Origin of the sequence: Streptomyces sp. NPDC048182 (genome assembly GCF_043202555.1) — a bacterium.
Lineage (GTDB): Bacteria > Actinomycetota > Actinomycetes > Streptomycetales > Streptomycetaceae > Streptomyces.
The window spans coordinates 54967-74660 of sequence record NZ_JBIDAQ010000007.1 but is presented as its reverse complement, the minus strand read 5'-3'; the positions used below and the strand labels follow the sequence as shown (position 1 = coordinate 74660).

At 75.1% G+C, this 19694-nt stretch carries 20 protein-coding genes; 10 read left to right on the top strand and 10 right to left on the bottom strand.

Going from position 1 to position 19694, the window contains the following annotated elements:
- The first annotated feature begins 110 nt into the window (after nucleotides 1-110).
- Genes ACGFZL_RS15850 through ACGFZL_RS15840 form a run of 3 tightly spaced genes read left to right on the top strand, consistent with a single transcriptional unit; the run spans nucleotide 111 to nucleotide 3053 of the window.
- On the top strand, nucleotides 111-605 hold the full coding sequence (locus tag ACGFZL_RS15850; protein WP_393692049.1) for an FBP domain-containing protein: 495 nt from the start codon (nucleotides 111-113) through the stop codon (nucleotides 603-605).
- A gap of 49 nt (nucleotides 606-654) precedes the next feature.
- On the top strand, nucleotides 655-1899 hold the full coding sequence (locus ACGFZL_RS15845) for an FUSC family protein (protein WP_355173364.1): 1245 nt from the start codon (nucleotides 655-657) through the stop codon (nucleotides 1897-1899).
- A 38-nt stretch (nucleotides 1900-1937) separates the two neighbouring features.
- Nucleotides 1938-3053: a hypothetical protein gene (locus ACGFZL_RS15840; protein WP_393692047.1), complete on the top strand. Its 1116-nt coding sequence runs from the start codon at nucleotides 1938-1940 to the stop codon at nucleotides 3051-3053.
- Nucleotides 3054-3063: 10 nt separating this feature from the next.
- On the opposite strand, the gene ACGFZL_RS15835 is transcribed toward ACGFZL_RS15840, so the two are convergent.
- Together ACGFZL_RS15835 and ACGFZL_RS15830 are read right to left on the bottom strand one after the other, a co-directional pair.
- Nucleotides 3064-3789, bottom strand: a complete 726-nt coding sequence (locus ACGFZL_RS15835) for a DUF2470 domain-containing protein (protein ID WP_393692045.1) — start codon at nucleotides 3787-3789, stop codon at nucleotides 3064-3066.
- 135 nt (nucleotides 3790-3924) lie between these two features.
- Nucleotides 3925-4533: a TetR/AcrR family transcriptional regulator gene (locus tag ACGFZL_RS15830; RefSeq protein ID WP_393692043.1), complete on the bottom strand. Its 609-nt coding sequence runs from the start codon at nucleotides 4531-4533 to the stop codon at nucleotides 3925-3927.
- 153 nt (nucleotides 4534-4686) lie between these two features.
- On the opposite strand from ACGFZL_RS15830, the gene ACGFZL_RS15825 reads away from it, so the two are divergent.
- Entirely contained in the window at nucleotides 4687-6219 is a 1533-nt protein-coding gene (locus tag ACGFZL_RS15825; protein WP_393692041.1) for a cytochrome P450, read from the top strand.
- On the opposite strand, the gene ACGFZL_RS15820 is transcribed toward ACGFZL_RS15825, so the two are convergent.
- Genes ACGFZL_RS15820 through ACGFZL_RS15805 form a run of 4 tightly spaced genes read right to left on the bottom strand, consistent with a single transcriptional unit; the run spans nucleotide 6181 to nucleotide 10079 of the window.
- Nucleotides 6181-7017 carry a pentapeptide repeat-containing protein gene (locus tag ACGFZL_RS15820; RefSeq protein ID WP_393692039.1) on the bottom strand — a complete coding sequence of 279 codons (837 nt, stop codon included), beginning with the start codon at nucleotides 7015-7017 and terminating at the stop codon, nucleotides 6181-6183. The two genes, ACGFZL_RS15825 and ACGFZL_RS15820, sit on opposite strands and share 39 nt — an antisense overlap.
- A gap of 58 nt (nucleotides 7018-7075) precedes the next feature.
- Nucleotides 7076-7993 (bottom strand): sigma-70 family RNA polymerase sigma factor, encoded by a 918-nt coding sequence (locus tag ACGFZL_RS15815; protein WP_393692037.1) that lies wholly within the window; start codon nucleotides 7991-7993, stop codon nucleotides 7076-7078.
- Entirely contained in the window at nucleotides 7990-8733 is a 744-nt protein-coding gene (locus ACGFZL_RS15810) for a PIG-L deacetylase family protein (RefSeq protein ID WP_393692035.1), read from the bottom strand. The genes ACGFZL_RS15815 and ACGFZL_RS15810 overlap by 4 nt, the downstream gene beginning before the upstream one ends.
- 44 nt (nucleotides 8734-8777) lie before the next feature.
- On the bottom strand, nucleotides 8778-10079 hold the full coding sequence (locus ACGFZL_RS15805; protein ID WP_393692033.1) for an alpha/beta fold hydrolase: 1302 nt from the start codon (nucleotides 10077-10079) through the stop codon (nucleotides 8778-8780).
- 222 nt (nucleotides 10080-10301) lie between these two features.
- On the opposite strand from ACGFZL_RS15805, the gene ACGFZL_RS15800 reads away from it, so the two are divergent.
- Genes ACGFZL_RS15800 through ACGFZL_RS15785 form a run of 4 tightly spaced genes read left to right on the top strand, consistent with a single transcriptional unit; the run spans nucleotide 10302 to nucleotide 14386 of the window.
- A complete protein-coding gene (locus ACGFZL_RS15800) occupies nucleotides 10302-11057 on the top strand; it encodes a (Fe-S)-binding protein (protein WP_393692031.1) in 756 nt (251 codons plus the stop codon).
- On the top strand, nucleotides 11054-12535 hold the full coding sequence (locus ACGFZL_RS15795; protein ID WP_393692029.1) for a lactate utilization protein B: 1482 nt from the start codon (nucleotides 11054-11056) through the stop codon (nucleotides 12533-12535). The genes ACGFZL_RS15800 and ACGFZL_RS15795 overlap by 4 nt, the downstream gene beginning before the upstream one ends.
- Complete coding sequence (locus tag ACGFZL_RS15790; RefSeq protein WP_393692027.1) at nucleotides 12532-13185, top strand: lactate utilization protein C; 654 nt, start codon at nucleotides 12532-12534, stop codon at nucleotides 13183-13185. The genes ACGFZL_RS15795 and ACGFZL_RS15790 overlap by 4 nt, the downstream gene beginning before the upstream one ends.
- Before the next feature lie 37 nt (nucleotides 13186-13222).
- A complete protein-coding gene (locus tag ACGFZL_RS15785) occupies nucleotides 13223-14386 on the top strand; it encodes an ABC transporter ATP-binding protein (protein WP_393692025.1) in 1164 nt (387 codons plus the stop codon).
- Between the two features lie 9 nt (nucleotides 14387-14395).
- On the opposite strand, the gene ACGFZL_RS15780 is transcribed toward ACGFZL_RS15785, so the two are convergent.
- From ACGFZL_RS15780 to ACGFZL_RS15765, 4 genes are all read right to left on the bottom strand, one after another.
- The gene (locus tag ACGFZL_RS15780) at nucleotides 14396-15334 is read right to left on the bottom strand and encodes an ABC transporter substrate-binding protein (RefSeq protein WP_393692023.1); all 939 of its coding nucleotides are present in this window, start codon (nucleotides 15332-15334) and stop codon (nucleotides 14396-14398) included.
- Entirely contained in the window at nucleotides 15331-16002 is a 672-nt protein-coding gene (locus ACGFZL_RS15775) for an ABC transporter permease (RefSeq protein ID WP_393692021.1), read from the bottom strand. Before ACGFZL_RS15775 ends, ACGFZL_RS15780 begins: the two co-directional genes overlap by 4 nt.
- Nucleotides 15999-16676 (bottom strand): ABC transporter permease, encoded by a 678-nt coding sequence (locus ACGFZL_RS15770; RefSeq protein WP_355173335.1) that lies wholly within the window; start codon nucleotides 16674-16676, stop codon nucleotides 15999-16001. The genes ACGFZL_RS15775 and ACGFZL_RS15770 overlap by 4 nt, the downstream gene beginning before the upstream one ends.
- Nucleotides 16677-16748: 72 nt before the next feature.
- A complete protein-coding gene (locus ACGFZL_RS15765; RefSeq protein ID WP_393692018.1) occupies nucleotides 16749-17399 on the bottom strand; it encodes a hypothetical protein in 651 nt (216 codons plus the stop codon).
- A gap of 151 nt (nucleotides 17400-17550) precedes the next feature.
- Between ACGFZL_RS15765 and ACGFZL_RS15760 the strand changes: the two genes are divergently transcribed.
- Both ACGFZL_RS15760 and ACGFZL_RS15755 read left to right on the top strand, forming a co-directional pair.
- Nucleotides 17551-18336, top strand: a complete 786-nt coding sequence (locus ACGFZL_RS15760; RefSeq protein ID WP_393692016.1) for an ABC transporter ATP-binding protein — start codon at nucleotides 17551-17553, stop codon at nucleotides 18334-18336.
- Between the two features lie 3 nt (nucleotides 18337-18339).
- Nucleotides 18340-19650, top strand: a complete 1311-nt coding sequence (locus tag ACGFZL_RS15755) for an FtsX-like permease family protein (RefSeq protein ID WP_393692014.1) — start codon at nucleotides 18340-18342, stop codon at nucleotides 19648-19650.
- The last annotated feature ends 44 nt before the right edge of the window (nucleotides 19651-19694 follow it).

The window sequence follows — 19694 nt, the reverse complement described above, 5'->3', positions numbered from 1 at the left end:
TTAATTCACGCTCTGAACTCCGATCATGCGCCGTAAAGCGTTGGCGAGCGCACCCCTCGGCTATCTACGCTAGGCGAAAACCTAGGCACCCTAGCTTCTGGAGCACCGCCGTGCGAGCACTCACCGAGCAGGACATCCGCGGTTCCTTCGTGAACTGCTCGAAGGGCGAGGCCAAGCGCCTGACCGTCCCGCGCGACCTGGCCGAACAGCCCTGGGAGGATCTCGACTTCCTCGGGTGGCGCGATCCGGGCGCTCCCGACCGCAGCTATCTGGTCAGCGAGCAGGGCGACGGCCTCACCGGGGTCACGCTCCGCTCCCAGCAGGGCCAGCGCGGCTTCTTCCAGCGGAGCATGTGCGCGCTGTGCCTGACCACGCACCCGCGCGGCGGGGTGGCGCTGATGACCGCCCGCAAGCCGGGCCGGGCCGGGCGGGACGGCAACTCGGTCGGGCTGTACATGTGCACCGATCTCGCCTGCTCCCTGTACCTGCGGGGCCGCCGCACGTCGCAGAGCGGCGCCCGCTTCGAGGAGAGCCTCACGCTGGAGGAGCAGGTGGCCCGGACCCTGGGCAACCTGTCGGCGTTCCTCGCCAAGCTGACCTCCTGACCGGCGCGGGGACGGGCCCGGCCGGGCGCGGACGGTTACCGTCCTTGTCATGCTGGATGTACGTGATTCGGCCGTCCGCCTGGTGAAATGGCATCGGGATCCCGTGGTCGTGCAGGCGATCCGCTCGGCCGCCGCCGCGTCGATCGCCTACGTCATCGCGGTGCGGCTGAGCCCGGAGCCCGCGCCGCTCACCGCGCCCCTCACCGCGCTCCTCGTCGTGCAGGTGACGTTGTACGCCACCCTCAAGATGAGCTTCCGCCGGGTGAACGCCGTGGTGGCCGGCGTCCTGGTGGCCATCGCCTTCAGCCAGCTGGTGGGCCTGACCTGGTGGAGCCTGGCCCTGGTGATCCTGGCCGCGCTGGGGGTGGGCCACCTGGTGCGGGCGGAGGAGTTCATCGCCGAGGTGGCGATCAGCGCGATGCTCGTCCTCGGCGTGACGGCGCACGGGACGCTGGCGTGGGCGCGGGTGGTGGAGACGCTGATCGGCGCGATCGTGGGGCTCGGCTTCAACCTGGTCCTCGCCCCTCCGGTCTGGGTGGAGCAGGCCGGGGAGTCGATCGAGGGACTGGCCAGGCGGCTGCGCCTGCTGATGCTGCGGGTCGGCGAGGAGGCCGCCGCCAGCACCCCGTTCCACCAGGCGGCGGCGCGGCTGCACGAGGCGCGGCGCATGGACCACGAGATCGCCGAGGTGGACGAGGACCTCCGGCAGGCCGAGGACAGCCTGCGGCTCAATCCCCGCGTGCGCGAGGGGCTGCTGCACCGGATCGTGCTGCGCACCGGCCTGGACACCCTGGAGATCTGCACGGTCGTGCTGCGGGTGCTGGCCCGCACCCTGACCGACCTCGCCAAGGAGCGCGAGCCGGAGCCGCTGTTCCCGCCGGAGACCGGCGCGGCCATCGAGCAGCTGCTGTCGGAGATCGCCGACGCGGTGGTCAGCTTCGCCGTGCTGGTCACCACCAACACCAGCGAGGACGCCGAGTCCGCCGAGGAGCGGCTCACCTCCCAGCTGCGGCAGGCCGCGGTCACCCGGGACCGGCTGGCCGGCCTGCTCCTGGAGGAGGTCCGCCGCGACCCCCGGCAGTGGGAGCTGCACGGCGCGGTGCTGACCGAGGTCAACCGGATCATCGACGAGATGGACACCGAGCACCGCTCCCGCCGGCTCCTGGAGGAGCTGGACCGGCACTCGCGCGAGGCCCGCGAGCGCCGGCCCCGGCTGACCGGCTTCCGGGACCGGCTGCGGGCGCGGTGGCGGCGGGTGCGGAACCGCGGGGGTGCCCGTCGGCGTTCCTCCTGAGGGACGCCGGCGGCGGCACGGACGAGGGAGGCGTACGGATGACCGACAGCAGCGTGCGGATCGACGGGAACGCGGTGCGGTTGCCGGGCGGCGCGACGGTGCGGTTCGTGCGCACCCTGCGGCTGCCGGAGACCGGCACCCATCCGCTGCCGCCGGGCCTCGGCGAGTTCCCGGTGCGCCGGGTCGCCGAGTTCGGGGACCGGGTGCCCGAGGAGTGGCGGGCGCGCGGCGGGGTGATGCTGCCGGTGTACCTGCGCGAGGCGATGTGGCTGAGCTTCGCCGGCACCGCGGAGCCGGCCGCGCTCCAGGTCGGGGTGGGCAAGGTGTGCGCGGTCTCGGGCCGGCCCTGGAGCGACCGGCTGAGCCGGGACCCGCAGAACTACCTGGTGCTCCCCCGCCAGCCCTGGCTGGACGGCATCAACTCCGGCACCGGCACGGTCCGCCAGTTCGTCGCGGTGCCACTCGGCCTCGGAGCGACCGTCGAGGGCCAGGTGACCGGCGAGGAGGTGTTCGGCGGCGTCCAACTGCAGGACTTCCCGCTGAACGCGGCGGCGCTGGCCCGCTGGCGCGAGGAGGAGCGGCGGCGAATCGCGGCGCTGCCCGCGCCGGCCCCGCCGGGTGCCGTCCCGGGCGGCGCCTACGGAGCCCCGACGGCGACGGGGGCGCCGGGCGGCGCCTTTGGTGCCGCGATGCCGATGGGAGCGCCGCCGACCGCTCCGGGCGCGCAGTTCGGCGCCCCGGCCGCGGCGGGCGCTCCGCGGCGCCGGTCCGCGCCGGCGATGGGGCTCGGCGTCGGCGGCACCATGCGCCAGGAGGTCTACGGCGACGAACGCCCCCTGTCCGACTGGGCCGAACGCCCCGCGGGCCGCGTCTTCGTGCACCTGGTGACCCCGCCGGAGTGGCGGCGCATCACCGGCGAGGAGCCGCCCCCCTCCCCCGTCGACCGGGACGCCTACACCCGCGCCGGACTGCCCTGGTACGACTACTTCGACCAGGACGCCGAGGACCTCGCCCCCACCGCGCCGCTCCAGGACGTCAAGCCCGTCGGCGACTGGATCGGCGACGACCACGAGCCCTGGCAGGACCCGGCGCCGCATCAGGTCAAGCCGCTGGGCGACCCGCCCGGGGCGCCGGTGGAGGACGGCGACTGGTGACCCCCGGGCCTCAGCCCTCGCCGTCGCGCTGCCGCTGCAGGGCGGCGCGCGGGCAGGAGGCCGCGCTCGCCTGGGTCAGCAGCACGTGCATCCGCTCGGTGAGCTGGGTGACGTCGTCGGCGGGCGCGTGGAAGGGCAGGCGTACGTCGCCGTGGGCGCGGACGCGCTCGATGCGCAGGGTCAGGCCGTGCCGGTCGACGGCGAGCGGACGGACGCGCACCGCGCCGTGCAGGCTGTCGGCGTCCACCAGCCGGGTGAGCTTCTCGACCGCGTCGCCGTGGCAGTCGGCCAGGTGGGTGAGGAGCCGGGCCTCGGCGGTGGCCAGCGGATCGGGCGCGGCGGCGGCGAACTCCGCCAGGTCGACCACGACCGCGCCGGCGGGCTGCCGCAGGACCACCCGGGTCGGCGTGAAGACGAGCCGGTCGTCGGCCAGGGCGAACCAGCCGGCCAGCCACAGCCGGGCCCGGATCCGGCCGCGCAGCGGGACCGGCGCCACGTCGGCGAACTCCAGCACCGCCGACGGCTCCCCGCGCGGCGCGCAGATCGCGGCGGCGATCAGCGCGCTGTCCTCCGGCACGTCGAGCAGCACCCGCCCGTCCGCGGCCACGGAGTGCGCGCCGACGAACTCCTCCCGGCCGCCCTCCGCGGTCACCGCGCAGGACCAGGCGGCGGCCAGCACGGAGCGGGCCTGCTCCGCCGCGGCCGGCGCGGCCGTCCAGGTGGGGCTGTCAGCCATCGCTACCTCCGACATCGATCTCCGGGCACCCCTGCGGGCACCCTTAGGTAAGGCTTGCCTAACCTATCGGAGATCCGGGCGCGGGCCAACCAGGACACGTGATCTTTGCGAGACCTTTCCGGCTCCGGCGGTGAGTCAGGGCGCCACGACGCCCAGCAGAGCGCGGGCGCACAGGTCCCGCACCTGCTCGCGCGAGGGCCGCGGGTCCCGCAGCCACTCCAGGCAGACCGCGGTGGTGAAGGCCAGCCAGCCGCGCACCGCGAGGCGGACGTCCAAGCGCTCCTCGAAGACCGGCCCGAACTCCGGGTCGGCGGCGAGCGCGGCGAGGATCTGCCGCTCCTGGGCGGCCAGCGCCTCCCGGTAGACCCGGCGCACGGACTGGTCGCCGGCCGCGTCGGCGCGATGGAAGGCCCGGTAGCCGTGCGCGTGGGCGCGGATGTGCTCCAGGTAGGCGTCGAGGCCCGCGGCGAGCTGCTCGCGCACCGGCACGCCCGGCACGGCCGCGGTCAGCCGCAGCATGCGGGCGCTCTCGCGCTCGACGACGGCCGCGAAGAAGTCCCGCTTGGTCGGGAAGTAGTGGTACAGCAGCCCCCGGGAGACGCCGGCGATCTCGGCGACCCGCTCGATCCACACATCGTCGTACGGGCTCTCCGAGAACAGCCGCGCGCCCACCGAGAGCAGCTGCTCACGGCGCTCCTCGGTGCTGAGCCGGCGGCGGGTGCGGGCGCCCTGGTTCGCGGCCATGCCCGCACTGTACTTGACGCCGGTTCAGCACCGGGACGACACTGGGCGCGCTGTTGAATCCACGTACAACAACAATCCACGCAGGACAGCGCTCCACGTAAGACGGCATCGCGACGGGACCAACCGACCGCAGCGGCAAGGGAGATCGCGCGCATGGCCAAGCCGACGGACACACCGGCCGCGGACGGGCTGCCGAGGGGCTTCCGCAGCGCCGAGCAGGGCTGGCCCGAGCTGCGCCGCATCCCGCACCCGCCGCACCGGCTCCCCCTGCTGGGCGACGTGGTGGGCGCCGGGCGCAGCACGCCGATGCAGGACTCGCTGCGCTTCGCGCGGCAGCTGGGGCCGATCTTCCGGCGCCGGGCCTTCGGCAAGGAGTTCGTGTTCGTGTGGGGCGCCGACCTCGCCGCCGACCTGGCGGACGAGTCCCGCTTCGCCAAGCACGTCGGTCTCGGCGTGGCCAACCTGCGCCCGATAGCCGGCGACGGGCTGTTCACCGCGTACAACCACGAGCGGAACTGGCAGCTCGCCCACGACGTGCTCGCGCCGGGCTTCAGCCGGGAGGCGATGGCCGGCTACCACCCGATGATGCTGGACGTGGCGGGTCGGCTGACCGCCCACTGGGACCGGGCGGAGGCGGCCGGGCAGCCCGTGGACGTGCCCGGCGACATGACCAAGCTGACGCTGGAGACCATCGCGCGCACCGGGTTCGGGCACGACTTCGGCTCCTTCGAGCGGGCCAGGCCGCACCCCTTCGTGACCGCGATGGTGGGCACCCTCACCTACGCGCAGCGGCTCAACACCGTGCCCGCGCCGCTCATCCCCTGGCTGCTGCGCGGCGCGAGCCGGCGCAACGCGGCCGACATGGCGTACCTGAACCGCACGGTCGACGAGCTGGTGCGCACACGCCGCGACGGGGGCGGCGGCGGGAGCGACCTGCTGGACCGCATGCTGCGGACGGAACACCCGGAGACCGGGGAGCGCCTGACGCCGGAGAACGTCCGGCGTCAGGTGATCACCTTCCTGGTCGCCGGCCACGAGACCACCTCGGGCGCGCTCTCCTTCGCGCTGCACTACCTCGCCCGGCACCCGGACCTCGCGGCCCGCGCCCGCGCGGAGGTGGAGCGCGTGTGGGGCGGCACGGCGGTGCCGGACTACGAGCAAGTGGCGCGGCTGCGGTATGTCCGCCGGGTCCTCGACGAGTCGCTGCGGCTGTGGCCGACGGCGCCGGCCTTCGCCCGGGAGGCCCGCGAGGACACGGTGCTCGGCGGGGCGCACCCGATGCGGCGGGGCGCCTGGGCGCTGGTGCTGACCGCGATGCTGCACCGGGACCCGGAGGTCTGGGGACCGGACGCCGAGCGCTTCGACCCGGACCGCTTCGACGCGAAGGCGGTCCGGGGGCGCGCGCCGCACACCTTCAAGCCGTTCGGGACCGGCGCGCGGGCCTGCATCGGGCGGCAGTTCGCGCTGCACGAGGCCACGCTGGTGCTCGGCCTGCTGCTGCGCCGCTACGAGCTGCTGCCCGAGCCGGAGTACCGGCTGCGGGTCGTCGAGCGGCTCACCCTGATGCCGGACGGGCTGCGGCTGCGGCTGCGGCGACGGGCCACCGGCCTCGCGGCTCCGGAGGCCGGCGCCGGGGTCACGGAAGGTTCAGCGGCCGGCTGTCCAGTGCACCGGGTGGGTGACTGAATCCGGCAGCCGGGTGCCGGGGCCGCCGCGGGCGGCGGTGAGCTGTGGCTGGGTGAGGAAGAAGGCGCCCGTGAGGTCCGCGTCGGTCAGGTCGGCGTCCCGCAGGTCCGCGCCGATCAGGTCCGCGCCCCGCAGGTCGGCGCCGGTGAGGTCGGCGGCGATCAGGTAGGCGCCGCGCAGGTCGGCGCCGGCCAGGTCCGCGCCCTTCAGACGGGCGCCCATGAGGTCGGCGTGCCGGCGGTTCTTGCGCTTTCCCTTGGCCCCGGCCCGGGCCAGCTCGCTGGTGCGCAGCAGCAGTTCGTTGACGCGCTGCCGGTGGGCCGGCACGTCGAGCGCGGCCAGCTCGTCGGCGGAGCCCGCGGCCAGGCGTTCGGTGGCGGCCAGCTGCTCGCGCAGCCCGGCGCGGATCGGCCGGGCGGCGGGCAGGGCCAGCGCCTCGGTCAGGTACCGGAGCAGCTCGTGCAGCTGCCGCACCACCGGGAACACCTCGGCCATGCGGCGGGCGTCCGCCGCGGGGCCCGTCCGCCGGTCGACGCCGCCGAAGGTGACCTGCGAGACCCGCTGCCCGGCGCCGAAGCAGTCGTAGACCGTGCAGCCGGTGAACCCCTCCTGCCGCAGCCGCGCGTGGATGCCGCAGCGGTGGTCGTCGCGGAGGTTGGGGCAGGGCGTGCCGGCCGGCTTGTCGATGGCGAAGTCCGCCGAGCGGGCGAACGGCAGGGCGACGCAGCAGAGGCCGAAGCACTGCGCGCAGTCGCCGCGCAGGTCCTCCAGCGACAGGCCGGTGAGGTGTTCGGGCATGCCCCGATCCTACGTCGCGGCCCCGCCCGGCGATCCGCCGGGCGGGGAAGGCCGCAGGTCAGGCGGTCAGGGCGGTGACGTCCAGGCCGGCCAGGCGGTCGGGGTCGGCCAGGATGTAGAGACCGGTGATCAGGCCCTCCTCGACGGTGAAGCCAAGGACCGAGCTGGGACGCCCGTCGGACAGGGCGACCAGGCCGACCGCGCCGCCCACCAGCGCCGTCCGCACCTCCAGCGTCTCCGGCACGGACGCGCGGAACAGCAGCGCCTGGCCGGCCACCTCCCGGGCCCCGCGCACGAGCTTCGACACCGCGGTCGCGGTCCCCCCGCCGGCGTTCGCCCGCAGCACCACGTCCGGGTGCAGGACGGCCACCAGGGCCTCGAAGTCGCCGTCCCGGCTGGCCGCCAGGAAGGCGTCCACCGCCACGCGCTGCCGGCCCAGGTCGGGAGCGCCGGCCGGTTCGGCGGCGCGGACCCGGCGCCGGGCGCGGCTGGCCAGCTGCCGGGCGGCGGCCGGGGTGCGCTCCACGACGGGCGCGATGTCGTCGAAGGGCACGGCGAACATGTCGTGCAGGACGAACGCCAGCCGCTCGGCGGGCTCCAGGGCGTCCAGGACCACCAGCAGGGCGAGCCCCACGGCGTCGGTGTGCAGCGCCTGCCCCTCCGGGTCGCCCTGCGGCAGCGGGGCGAGGGTCGGGTCCGGCACGAACACCCGGGGCCCGTCGGCGAGGGGGTCCTCGCGGCGGGCGGTGCGGGCGCGCAGCATGTCGAGGCAGATCCGGCCGGTCACCGTGGTCAGCCAGGCGGGCAGGTTGTCGATGCCCTGCGCGCCGGTGCGGTCCAGGCGCAGCCACGCCTCCTGCACGGCGTCGTCCGCCTCGGCGAGGGTGCCGAGCATCCGGTAGGCCACCGCCCTGAGCTGCCCGCGCTGCTCCTCGAACCGCTCGGCCGTCCGCCGGTCGTCCGGCCCGCCGGTCACCGCCCGAAGACCTCGAAGGTGACGGCGGGACGTCCGCCGAACCGCTCCCCCGCCGCCTCGGTCGTCTTGACCAGGAAGCCGCGCGCGTACTCCTCGGGGTCCTGGTCGGTCAGGGCCTCGATGTAGGAGCGGTGGGCGAGCAGGGAGCGGACCGCGCGCTCGAAGCCGGCGCTCGCGTCCACGGCGTGGGTGGGCGTGGCGGACCCGGCGACGGCGACCCAGCGGACCCCGTCCCAGGGTTCGAGGCCCTCGTCGGCCAGCTCCGGGAAGATCCAGCGGTTCCCGGCGTCCCCGGCCGCGTCGAGGACGGCGCGGCCCACGGCCACATGGTCCGGGGTGTTCCAGGCGACGCCGCCCCAGGTGTCCCGGTGGTTGAGGGTGACGACCAGTTCGGGGCGGTGCCGGCGGATGGCGGCGGCGATGTCGCGGCGCAGCGGGACGCCGTACTCGATGACGCCGTCCTGGTGGTCGAGGAACTCCACCTGGCTGACGCCGACGACGGCCGCGCTCGCCCGCTGCTCCTCCTCGCGCCGCACGGCGCACTCGGCCGGGGCCAGGGTGTCGATGCCCGCCTCGCCGCGGGTGGCGAGCAGGTAGCCGACCTCGCGGCCCTCGTCGGTCCAGGCGGCGACGGCCGCCGCGCAGCCGTACTCCAGGTCGTCCGGGTGGGCGACGACGGCGAGCGCGCGCCGCCAGTCGCCGGGCAGCGGCTCCAGTTGCGAGATCTTCGGCTCCGTCATGTGCGCACACTAACCCGACCGGGGCCGCACGGGTCCAAGGGGTTTCACGCCTCGTCGCGGGCCAGTGCGAGGAGCCGGTCGAGGACGCGGGGGCCGCCGGCGCGCACGCCGTCGTGCTCGAACTCGTCGGTGACCCAGGTGCGCAGGCCGCGCACCGCGCGGGCGGTCTCCAGGGCGTGGCCGGTGTCGACGTACATGTCGTCGTGGTAGACGACGGCGGCGACCGGCACCTCGTTGGTGGCGAGGCGGGCGGGGTCGTACACGGGCGTCCAGTCGGTGCGGGCCGCCAGCAGCTCGGCGGTCTCGCGCAGCGGGCGCAGCGCGGGGTCGGCGTCGAACATCCAGGGGTGGATGGACTCGCCGGTGAACAGCAGGGGTTCGTCGCCGGCCAGGGTCTTGGCGGCGTCGAGGCGCGGGAACTCGGCGCGGATTCGCTCGGCGGACCAGGCGGTGGGGCGGGCGTCCTGGGCGTAGATGGCCTCGTGGACGAGGGCGTAGAGCGGGTGGGCGGCGTAGGAGAGCAGGCCGCGCACCTCCTCCTGGAAGGCGTCGGAGAGTTCGGGGCCGCCGGGGGTGCGCACGAAGGCGTCCTCCAGGAGGAAGTGCAGGCGGTGGCTGCCGTCGCCGCCGCCGAGCAGGATGCCGAGGGACTGGAACGCCTCCACGGTGAGCCGGAATCCACCGGGCAGCACCACGTCGTGGGTGAGCAGGTGGTCGGCGATGCGGCGGGCCCGCTCGACGTCCTGGGGGTAGCGGGCGTAGTGGGCGGCGACCTTGCGCTCGACGCGCGGGTAGGCGGCCCGGTAGACGTCGTCGGCGTGGGCGTGCAGGGAGGGCAGGCCGCCGGTGATCAGGGCGGTGCTGAGGCCCTCGGGGGCCAGCGAGAGGTAGCTGACGGTGCAGAAGCCGCCGAAGCTCTGGCCGAGGACGGTCCAGGGGGCGCCGCCGGTGACCTCGCGGCGGATGGCCTCGCAGTCGGCGACGATGGAGTCGCCGCGGAAGTGCGTCAGGTAGTCGGCCTGCGCCTCGGGCGTGCCGCGCAGTGGCAGGGTCTGCCGGTTGGCGGGCGTGGAGGCGCCGGTGCCGCGCTGGTCCAGGAGCAGGACGCGGAACTCCTTCAGGGCCCGGCCGAACCAGGCGGGGCGGCCGACGAAACGGTTCGCCCCGAAGCCGGGGCCGCCCTGGAGGTAGACCAGCCAGGGCAGGTCCTGGTGCGCCTTGTCGCTCGCGACCGCCTCGCGCGCGAACAGCTCGATCGTCTCCCCGGCGGGATCCGCGTGGTCGAGGGGGACGGTGAAGCGGCGGTCGGTGAGGACGACGCCGGGCTGGCGGTAGCTGACGCTCAACGGGGCTCCCGGGACGGAGGGAAACTTCGGCCGCGTCCCAGTTCAACACAGCCTCCGGCCGGCGCGGACCCCAGGGATCACGCACCGGATGCCGATCGGCGGTTCAGCGCACGCCCCGGGCCGGGCGCGCCGCTGGCGCACGCCTGGATTCCTGTCCGGGGTCCGCGCACTACCCTGCGGTCATCCGATGATCACGCCGGCCGACCACCGCGAGGAGCCGTGATGCGCGTCGCCCTCTTCCTGACCTGTGTCAACGACACGCTCTATCCGGACACGGGCCGGGCGGTGGTGCGGCTGCTCACCCGGCTCGGTGTCGACGTCGACTTCCCGGCGGACCAGACCTGCTGCGGGCAGGCCCACTACAACACCGGCTACCGGCACGGGGCGGAGCCGCTGGCCCGGCACTTCGCGGAGGTGTTCGGCGGGTACGACGCGATCGTGACGCCGTCGGGGTCGTGCGGGGCGATGGTGCGGGAGCTGTATCCGCGCCTCGGTGAGCGGGCCCGGGCCGAGGGCCGCGGGGGCGGCCTCGCGGCGGTGCTCGCGCCGGTGGTGCCGAAGACGTACGAGCTGACGGAGTTCCTGGTGGACGTCCTCGGCGTGACGGACGTCGGCGCGTACTACCCGCACACCGTGACGTACCACCCGACCTGCCACGGGCTGCGCTCCCTGGGGCTCGGGGACCGGCCCGCGCGGCTGCTGGGGGCGGTGGAGGGCCTGGAGCTGGTGGAGCTGCCGGGCGCGGAGGAGTGCTGCGGCTTCGGCGGCACCTTCGCGGTGAAGAACCCGGACGTCTCGGCGGCGATGGGCGCGGACAAGGTGCGGGCCGCCGAGGCGACCGGCGCCTCGGTGCTGTGTGCGGCCGACAACTCCTGCCTGATGCACCTGGGCGGCACCATGACCCGGCTGCGGACCGGCCTGCGGCCGGTGCACCTGGCGGAGATCCTGGCGAGCACGCGCGAGGAGGCGGCCCGATGAGCGGCGGTACGTACCTGGGGATGCCGGCCTTCCCGGCGGCGGCGCGGGACGCCGTGCAGGACACCCGGCTGCGCGGCAACCTGCGGCACGCCACGCACACCATCCGCGCCAAGCGGGCGCGGGCGGTCGCGGAGGTCGACGACTGGGCCGAGCTGCGCGAGGCCGGGCGGCGGATCAAGGACCACACGCTGCGCCACCTCGACCGGTACCTGCTCCAGGCGGAGGAGGCGGTGACGGCGGCCGGCGGGCAGGTGCACTGGGCCGCCGACGCCGAGGAGGCCAACCGGATCGTCACGCGCCTGGTGCGGGAGACCGGCGAGCGCGAGGTCGTCAAGGTCAAGTCGATGGCGACGCAGGAGACCGGCCTGAACGAGGCCCTGGAGGCGGCGGGCATCCGCGCCTACGAGACGGACCTCGCCGAGCTGATCGTGCAGTTGGGCCGCGACCGGCCCTCGCACATCCTGGTGCCGGCCATCCACCGCAACCGGGGCGAGATCCGGGAGGTCTTCCGTACCGAGATGGGCGCCTGGGGCCGCCCGGCGCCGGACGGGCTGACCGACACGCCCGCCGACCTGGCCGAGGCGGCGCGGCTGCACCTGCGGGAGAAGTTCCTGCGGGCCAAGGTCGGGATCTCCGGCGCCAACTTCCTGGTCGCGGAGACCGGCACCATGGTCGTGGTGGAGTCCGAGGGCAACGGGCGGATGTGCCTGACCCTGCCGGAGACGCTGATCTCGGTGGTCGGCATCGAGAAGCTGGTGCCCACCTGGCGGGACCTGGAGGTCTTCCTCCAGACCCTCCCCCGCTCCTCCACCGCCGAGCGCATGAACCCGTACACGAGCATGTGGACCGGCACCACGGACGGCGACGGCCCGAGCGCCTTCCACCTGGTGCTGCTCGACAACGGCCGCACCGACACCCTCGCCGACGAGGTCGGCCGGCAGGCCCTGCGCTGCATCCGCTGCTCGGCGTGCCTGAACGTCTGCCCGGTCTACGAGCGGGCCGGCGGGCACGCCTACGGGTCGGTGTACCCGGGCCCGATCGGCGCCATCCTCGGCCCGCAGCTGCGCGGCACCGGCAGCGCGCTGGACGCCTCGCTGCCGTACGCGTCCTCGCTGTGCGGCGCCTGCTACGAGGTGTGCCCGGTGGCCATCGACATCCCCGAGGTGCTGGTGCACCTGCGGGAGCGGGTCGTCGAGGGCGGCCCGGCGGTGCGGGAGGGCAACCGGGTGGTGCTGCGGCCCGCCCGGGGGCACGCCGCCGAGCGGGCAGCGATGCGCGCCGCCGGCTGGGCCTTCGCCCGTCCCGGCGCGCTGCGCGCCGGCCAGCGGCTGGCGTCGCGCTCCCGCCGGCTGCATCCGCGGACGCTGCCGGGTCCGGGTCGGGCCTGGTCGGACACCCGGGACCTGCCGGCCGTGCCGGCGGAGCCGTTCCGGGACTGGTGGGAGCGCACCCGGGGTGGGAAGGACGAGGCGAAGTGAGCAGCAGGGACAGGGTGCTTGGCCGGGTGCGGCGGGCGCTCGCCGAGGTGGCGCCGGACGAGCGGCCGTACGAGGAAGTCGTCGGCCGGGCGTACGCGCGCCGGCACGGGCGGCGCGGGGTCGGGGAGACGGTGGAGCTGCTGGCCGAGAACCTCGCGGACTACCGGGCGGTGGTGCACCGCAGCGACGCCGAGGAGCTGCCGTACCTCCTGATGCGGCTGCTGAACCAGCGCGGCTCCGAGGAGATGCTGGTGCCGCCCTGGCTGCCGCCGGAGTGGCTGTCAGCCGCCGACCCGGTGCGCCTGCACGACCGGAGGGCGCTCACACCGCACCGGATGGACCGGGTGGGCAGCGTGGTGACCGGGTGCGCGGTGGCGATCGCCGAGACCGGCACGCTCGTCCTCGACGGCTCCCCGGACCAGGGCCGGCGCCGCCTCACGCTGATCCCGGACCACCACATCTGCGTGGTGCGGGTGCCGGACCAGGTCGTCTCCTCGGTCCCCGAGGCGCTGGAGCGCCTGGAACCCGCCCGCCCGCTGACCTGGATCTCCGGCCCGTCGGCCACCAGTGACATCGAACTGGACCGGGTGGAGGGCGTGCACGGGCCGCGCACCCTGGAGGTGGTCCTGCTGACGACCGCGGACCACTGAGCGGGCGGGGTGCGGCGGGCGCGCTTAGCGTGAGGGGATGATCCGGTTCGAGGACGTCAGCAAGCGCTACCCGGACGGCACCACGGCCGTCGACTCCTTGAGCTTCGAGGTCGGCGAGGGCGAGCTGGTGACCCTCGTGGGGCCGTCCGGCTGCGGCAAGACGACGACCATGATGATGGTCAACCGGCTCATCGAACCGACCTCGGGCCGCATCCTGGTCGACGGCGAGGACGTCGCGACCGTCGACCCGGTGCGGCTGCGCCGCCGGATGGGGTACGTCATCCAGCAGGTCGGGCTCTTCCCGCACCGCACGGTGCTGGACAACACCGCGACCGTGCCGGCGCTGGTCGGCTGGAAGCGGGCGAAGGCCCGGGCGCGGGCGGCCGAGTTGCTCGACCTGGTGGGCCTGGACCCCTCGGTGTACGGGCCGCGCTACCCGGAGCAGCTCTCCGGCGGGCAGCGGCAGCGGGTCGGGGTGGCGCGGGCGCTGGCGGCGGATCCGCCGGTGCTGCTGATGGACGAGCCGTTCGGGGCCGTCGACCCGGTGGTGCGGGCGCAGTTGCAGGACGAGTTCCTGCGCATGCAGGCGGCCGTGCGCAAGACGGTGCTGATGGTCACGCACGACATCGAGGAGGCCGTCCGGCTCGGCGACCGGATCGCCGTGTACGGGGAGGGGCGCATCGAGCAGTACGACACGCCCGGCGCCGTGCTCGGCAGCCCGGCCACCCCGTACGTCGCCTCCTTCGTCGGCGCGGACCGGGGGCTCAAGCGGCTGTCCGTCACCGCGATCGAGGCGGGCGACCTGGAGCAGCCGCCGGTCGCCCGGCTGGACGAGCCGGCGGCCCGGGCGGCGGAGCGGCTGCGGGCCGACGGGGCCCGGTGGGCGGTCGTCCTGGACGACGACGGCGCGCTGCACGGCTGGGTCGGGGCGGAGGACCTGGGCGCGGAGGGCACGGGCGGCACGGTCGGCGACCGGGCGCGGCGGATGAACGCCTGGGTGCCGGTGGGGGCGCCGCTGAAGCAGGCGTTCGGGGTGATGCTCCAGCACGACGCCGGGTGGGTCGCGGTCCTGGAGGGCGCCCGCTTCCTCGGGGTGCTGACGCCGGCCAAGCTGCACGAGGCGCTGCGCCGGTCGGTGGACGCGGAGGCGCGCGGGGTGCCGCGCGGGGCGGTGCCGTTCGACTCGGTGGCCGACGCCTGATCCGGCGCCCTACTCGCTCAGCAGCCCCTTGGCGCGCAGGTAGGCGCGGGCCACGTCCTCGGGGAGCCGGCGCCAGCTGTCCACCTGCTGGTCGAGGGAGGCGAGGTCGGCCGTGGTGAGCACGGCGGTCAGCTTGCCGAGGGCCTTCGCCACGCCGGGGCCGCCGGCGCGGGCGCGGTTGACGACCGGGACGACGTAGTCGGCGTTCTGGAGGCGCTTGTCGTCGGCGAGCAGGACCAGGCCGAAGGAGTCGAGGGTGGCGTCGGTGGTGGTGGTCAGCACCAGCTGGTCCGTGCCGTTCTGCACCGCCCGCTTGGCCTGGGTGGTGCCCACGCCCTTGGGGTCGACGGCGGTGACGTCGATGCCGTAGGTCTTGCGCAGACCCGGCGCGCAGTACGGGCGCTGCACGCACTCGTCGCCCGCCGCGAGCCGCACCTTCAGGCCCGAGGCCCCGAGGTCGCTGAGGGTCTTCAGGCGGTGCTCGCGGGCGTAGGCGGCGGTCACCGCGAAGGCGTTCTGGTCCACGGCGCGGCCCGCGTCCAGGACGGCGAGTCCGCGGGGCAGGGCGAGCCGGCGCAGGGCGCGCAGGGTGGCGTCGAGGTCGGGGGAGCCGGCGGGGGGCGCGTCGGCGCCGTTCTCCTTGGCGTTCAGCCAGTCCGCGAAGGTGGCCGCGTACTCCGGGACGACGTCGATCTGGCCCGACTCCAGGGCCGGTTCGTACAGCTCCCGGTTGGCGACCGTGAGCAGCGAGGTGCGGTAGCCGGCGTGGTCCAGGAGGAGCGCGTACATCCGGGCCAGCAGGTCGCTCTCGGTGAATCCTGCGGTGCCGATGACCAGGCTCTTGCTGTCGCCGGGGGACGCGGTGACCGCGCCGCGGTTCTCCAGGGAGGGGCCGGTGGCGCAGCCGGTGAGCAGGAGGAGGGCGGCCAGCGCCGCGGCGCGCCTCACCCGGTGCTCCGTGCCCAGCGGGGCGCGAGACGGCCGGCCGCCTCGAAGAGGCCCTCGACGACCAGCGCGAACGCGGCGACGAGCACCGCGCCGGCAACCACCTGCGGGGTGCTGGCGAGGTTGAAGCCAGCGGTGATGATGCGGCCGAGCCCGCCGCCGCCGGCCAGCGCCGCGATGGTGGCGGTGGCGACGAGCTGGACGGCGGCGATGCGCACGCCGTTGAGGATCAGGGGCAGAGCGAGCGGCACCTCCACCTGGAACAGGATCTGCCGCCCGGACATCCCCATGCCGCGCGCGGCCTGCACCACGCTGCGGTCCACCTCGCGCATGCCGACGTAGGCGTTGGTGAGCAGCGGCGGCACGGCGAACAGCACCAGCGCGACGACGGTGGGGCCCTCGCCCCACCGGCCGACCGGGGTCAGCAGGAGCAGCACCAGGACGGCGAAGGTGGGCACGGCGCGGCCGACGTTGGAGAGGTTGACCGCGAGCGCGCCGCCCTTGCCGAGGTGGCCGAGGAGCAGGGCGACGGGCAGGGCGATGAGGCAGCTGACGAGCAGGCAGACCACGGTGAGGGCGAGGTGCTGGAGCAGGCGGTGGGTGACGCCGTTCTCGCCGGACCAGTGGGCGGGGTCGGTGAGCCAGTCCCAGGCCCCGGTGAGCGTGCTCACGACCGGCCCGCCCGGGTCCAGGGCGTCATCAGCCGCTGTGCGCCGAGGAGCAGCAGGTCGGCGGCGACGGCGATGACCACGCACAGCACGGAGGCGGTGAGCACCTGCGCCTTGAAGTAGGTGTTCATCCCGGCGTAGATGAGGTTGCCGAGCCCGCCGAAGCCGACGATCGCGCCGACGGTGACCAGGGAGACGGCGGAGACGGTGGCGATGCGCAGCCCGGCCATCGCGGCCGGCAGGGCCAGCGGCAGCTCGACGGCGAGCAGCAGCCGGACGGGCCCGTAGCCCATGCCGCGCGCGGCCTGCCGGATGTCCTCCGGCACCGCGCGCAGGCCGGCGAGGAGGTTGCGGACCAGCAGGGTGAGCGAGTAGAGCACGAGCCCGGCGACGACCAGGCTCGCGGAGAGCCCGTACAGGGGCAACAGCAGCGAGTACATCGCCAGGGACGGGACGGTGTAGAGGACGGTCGTCACCGCGAGGACGGGCGCCGACGCCCAGCGGCGGCGGGCGAGGACGGCGAGCGGCAGGGCGATGACCAGCGCGATCAGCACGGAGAGGCCGGTCAGCTCCAGGTGCTGGAGGGTCGCGTCGAGGAGGACCTGGCGGCGGGTGCTCAGGTACTCGCCGCAGATCCACTCGTTGCGGGCCAGGCAGTCGTCCGGGGGCGCGCTCACCCCTCCATTGCAGCGGGCGGGGCGGGCGGGGGCGCGTTGTGATGGCCCGTACGGGCCGGGCGCGCGGTGCGGTCAGTCCGCCAGTTCCAGGACCACCGAGGCGAGCGCGTCTTCCGTGATGCGCCGGTGCGGGAGGGTCAGACCGAAGAGCTGCCCGAGGACGTCCAGGCAGCCGCGGTGCACCTGCTCCGATTCCAGCTCCTCGATGTCGGCGAGGCCGGCGGCTGCCAGCAGGCCCTCGACGCGGCGCGCCAGGGTCGGGTCGCCGTCGACGCCGTCGTAGCCCCAGGAGGCGTCGAGGTGGAGGTTGAAGCCGCACCGGAAAGCGCCGTCGTGGGCGTAGGCGAAGGTCGGCGGGACGGGCTTGCCGTTCTCCTCCTCGTACTCCAGGTGGAAGACGTGCGCGCCGCCGCGCGAGACGGAGACGTCGTCGCGGAACTCGCCGGGCCAGCCGCCGTGGGCGACGGCGAACGACCAGCCGTCCTCCCGGCCGTGGCGCAGGGCGAGTCCGTCGTAGAGCCAGCCGCACTCCTCGTCCAGCAGGTCGTCGAGCCGGCCGGCGGTCAGCTCGCCCACCGGGCGGGCCGTCAGCCGGGGCCCGTGGGCGCTCTCGGTGATCCGCGCCGCCAGCTCCTCGGGGGCGAGTTCGCGCGACATCCAGATGCTGTGGCCGGCCCAGCCGACGGACTTGGGGACGGCGAGCCAGGTGATGGGGTCGGTCATGGTGATCATGGTGGGGTACCGGGGGCCGGGGTGTCACTGGGTACACCCTCCGATACGGGTTCTGCGCCCCGTGTCCCGCCGCCGTCGGCTCCGTAGCGTCCTCGGTGAGGCACCGCGCAGGGTGTGCGGGCCGGGTGGGAGGGTGAGGGCGATGCTGGGCACCGGGAGACGAGGCGACCGTGCGGCGGCGCCGGCGGCGGAGGCGCTGCGGCTGGTCAAGGTCACCAAGACCTACGGCACGGCGGAGAACGCCGTACGGGCGCTCGACGGGGTGACGCTGGGACTGAGCCGGGGCACGTTCACCGCGGTCATGGGCCCCTCCGGCTCGGGCAAATCCACGCTGCTGCAGTGCGCGGCGGGCCTGGACCGGCCGGACGGCGGCATCGTGAGCGTGGACGGCACGGAGCTGACCGGCGGCGGCGAGGCGGAGCTGACGCGGTTCCGGCGCGGCCGGGTCGGGTTCGTCTTCCAGGAGTACAACCTCCTGGACACGCTGACCGTCGCGCAGAACACGGTGCTGCCGCTGAAGCTCGCCGGGCGGCGGGTGGACCGGCGGCGGGTACGCGAGGTGCTCGACTCGGTGGGCCTCGGGGACCGGCTCGGCCACCGCCCCGACCAGCTCTCCGGGGGCCAGCGGCAGCGGGTGGCGATCGCCCGGGCGCTGGTCGCCGAGCCGCGGCTCGTCTTCGCGGACGAGCCGACCGGCGCGCTGGACACGCGCAGCGCGCGGCAGGTCCTGCTGCTGCTCCAGGACGCGGTGCGGGTGCACGGGCGGACCGTGGTGATGGTGACGCACGACCCGGTCGCCGCCTCCTACGCCGACTCGGTGCTGTTCCTCGCCGACGGCCGGCTGGCCGGGCGGATGGACGGCCCGCGTCCGGACGCGGTCGCGGAGCGGCTCGCGCACCTGGGCGACGACGTGCCGTCGGGGGTGTGAGCGATGTTCCTCCTGGCCATGCGGTCGGTCCGGCAGCGCCCCGGACGGTTCCTCGCCACGCTGCTGTCCGCCTTCCTGGGCGCGGCGGTCGTCATGACCTTCCAGTCGATGCAGGACACCGCCGGGCAGGCCGGCATCGACGCGTCGAGCGCCGAGACGCTGCGCACCGCGGCATCGGTGGTGGGCGGCTACGGCACCCTGCTGGTGTTCTTCGCGGTCGCCTCCACCCTGACGGTGGCCGTGCGGCAGCGCTCGCGCGAACTGGAGCTGCTGCGCTGCTCGGGTGCCACGCCCGGGCAGCTGGGGCGGATGGTGGTGGGCGAGGCGGTGGCCGTGGCGCTGGCGGGGTCGGTGCTGGCGATCGGCCCGGCGATGCTCGGCGGGCGGGTGCTGCTCGGCGTGTTCCACGACAGCGGGCAGGTGGCACGTCCGGTCGGCTTCGTCTTCGGCCCCGTGGCGCCGGCCGGCGGCATGGCCGTCACGCTGCTCGCGGCGGCGGGCGCGGCGCTCCTGGCGGTGCGGCGCGTGACGCGCGGCACCAGGCGGCGGCCTCGCGCGCGGCGCTTCCTGGCGTACGCCGCGCTGGCCGTGGGCGCGGCGGGGGCGGCCTCGACCTTCGGCCTCTCCGCCGCGGACGAGGCCCTGATGGCGCCGCCGGCCTACGGGGCGATCCTGCTGTCGGTCGGCTTCGCGCTGCTGTCGCCGCGGCTCCTGGCGGGTGTCCTCGACCGGCTGCCGGTGGGCGGGGCGAGCGGCTGGCTGGCGGTGCGCAACCTGCGGCAGCGGGTGGATCGGCTCGCCGGGATCCTGGTGCCGCTGATCCTCTTCACGGCGGTGTCGACGGCGACGCTGACCATGCAGGCGGTGGAGAGCGCGGCGGTGCGGGACTCGGGGCTCGTGAAGTCGGTGGACGCCAAGAACCTGGAGACGCTGAACCTCACGGTGGTGGGGATCATCGCGGTGTTCGTCTGCGTGATGCTGGTCAACTCGCTGTACGCGGCGACGACGTACCGCGCCGGGGAGTTCGGCCGGCAGCGCCTCGCCGGGGCGACGCCGGGGCAGGTGCTCGGGGTCGTCGGCGTGGAGGCCGTGCTGCTCACGCTCACCGGGGTGTTCTTCGGCACGGTGGCGGCGCTGGCCGGGGTGGTGCCGTTCACGGTGGTGCGCGGCGACGCGGTGCTGCCGGACGCCTTCCTCGGCGTGTGGCTCGCGATGACGGCGGTGTCGGCGGCGGTGACACTGGGCACGAGCCTGGGCACCGCCCGGCGGGTGCTGCGCGTCCCGGCTGTCGGGGCGGTGGCGCGGGCGGCGTGAGCGGGGCCGACGCCGGACGGGGGTGACCGCGCGGGTGCGGTCAC

Excerpts from the sequence above, each read along its gene's own strand:
- ACGFZL_RS15845 (WP_355173364.1), top strand. The coding sequence starts at position 655 with ATGCTGGATGTACGTGATTCGGCCGTCCGCCTGGTGAAATGGCATCGG.
- ACGFZL_RS15840 (WP_393692047.1), top strand. The coding sequence starts at position 1,938 with ATGACCGACAGCAGCGTGCGGATCGACGGGAACGCGGTGCGGTTGCCG.
- ACGFZL_RS15835 (WP_393692045.1), bottom strand. The coding sequence starts at position 3,789 with ATGGCTGACAGCCCCACCTGGACGGCCGCGCCGGCCGCGGCGGAGCAG.
- ACGFZL_RS15830 (WP_393692043.1), bottom strand. The coding sequence starts at position 4,533 with ATGGCCGCGAACCAGGGCGCCCGCACCCGCCGCCGGCTCAGCACCGAG.
- ACGFZL_RS15825 (WP_393692041.1), top strand. The coding sequence starts at position 4,687 with ATGGCCAAGCCGACGGACACACCGGCCGCGGACGGGCTGCCGAGGGGC.
- ACGFZL_RS15820 (WP_393692039.1), bottom strand. The coding sequence starts at position 7,017 with ATGCCCGAACACCTCACCGGCCTGTCGCTGGAGGACCTGCGCGGCGAC.
- ACGFZL_RS15810 (WP_393692035.1), bottom strand. The coding sequence starts at position 8,733 with ATGACGGAGCCGAAGATCTCGCAACTGGAGCCGCTGCCCGGCGACTGG.
- ACGFZL_RS15800 (WP_393692031.1), top strand. The coding sequence starts at position 10,302 with ATGCGCGTCGCCCTCTTCCTGACCTGTGTCAACGACACGCTCTATCCG.
- ACGFZL_RS15795 (WP_393692029.1), top strand. The coding sequence starts at position 11,054 with ATGAGCGGCGGTACGTACCTGGGGATGCCGGCCTTCCCGGCGGCGGCG.
- ACGFZL_RS15785 (WP_393692025.1), top strand. The coding sequence starts at position 13,223 with ATGATCCGGTTCGAGGACGTCAGCAAGCGCTACCCGGACGGCACCACG.
- ACGFZL_RS15765 (WP_393692018.1), bottom strand. The coding sequence starts at position 17,399 with ATGACCGACCCCATCACCTGGCTCGCCGTCCCCAAGTCCGTCGGCTGG.
- ACGFZL_RS15760 (WP_393692016.1), top strand. The coding sequence starts at position 17,551 with ATGCTGGGCACCGGGAGACGAGGCGACCGTGCGGCGGCGCCGGCGGCG.
- ACGFZL_RS15755 (WP_393692014.1), top strand. The coding sequence starts at position 18,340 with ATGTTCCTCCTGGCCATGCGGTCGGTCCGGCAGCGCCCCGGACGGTTC.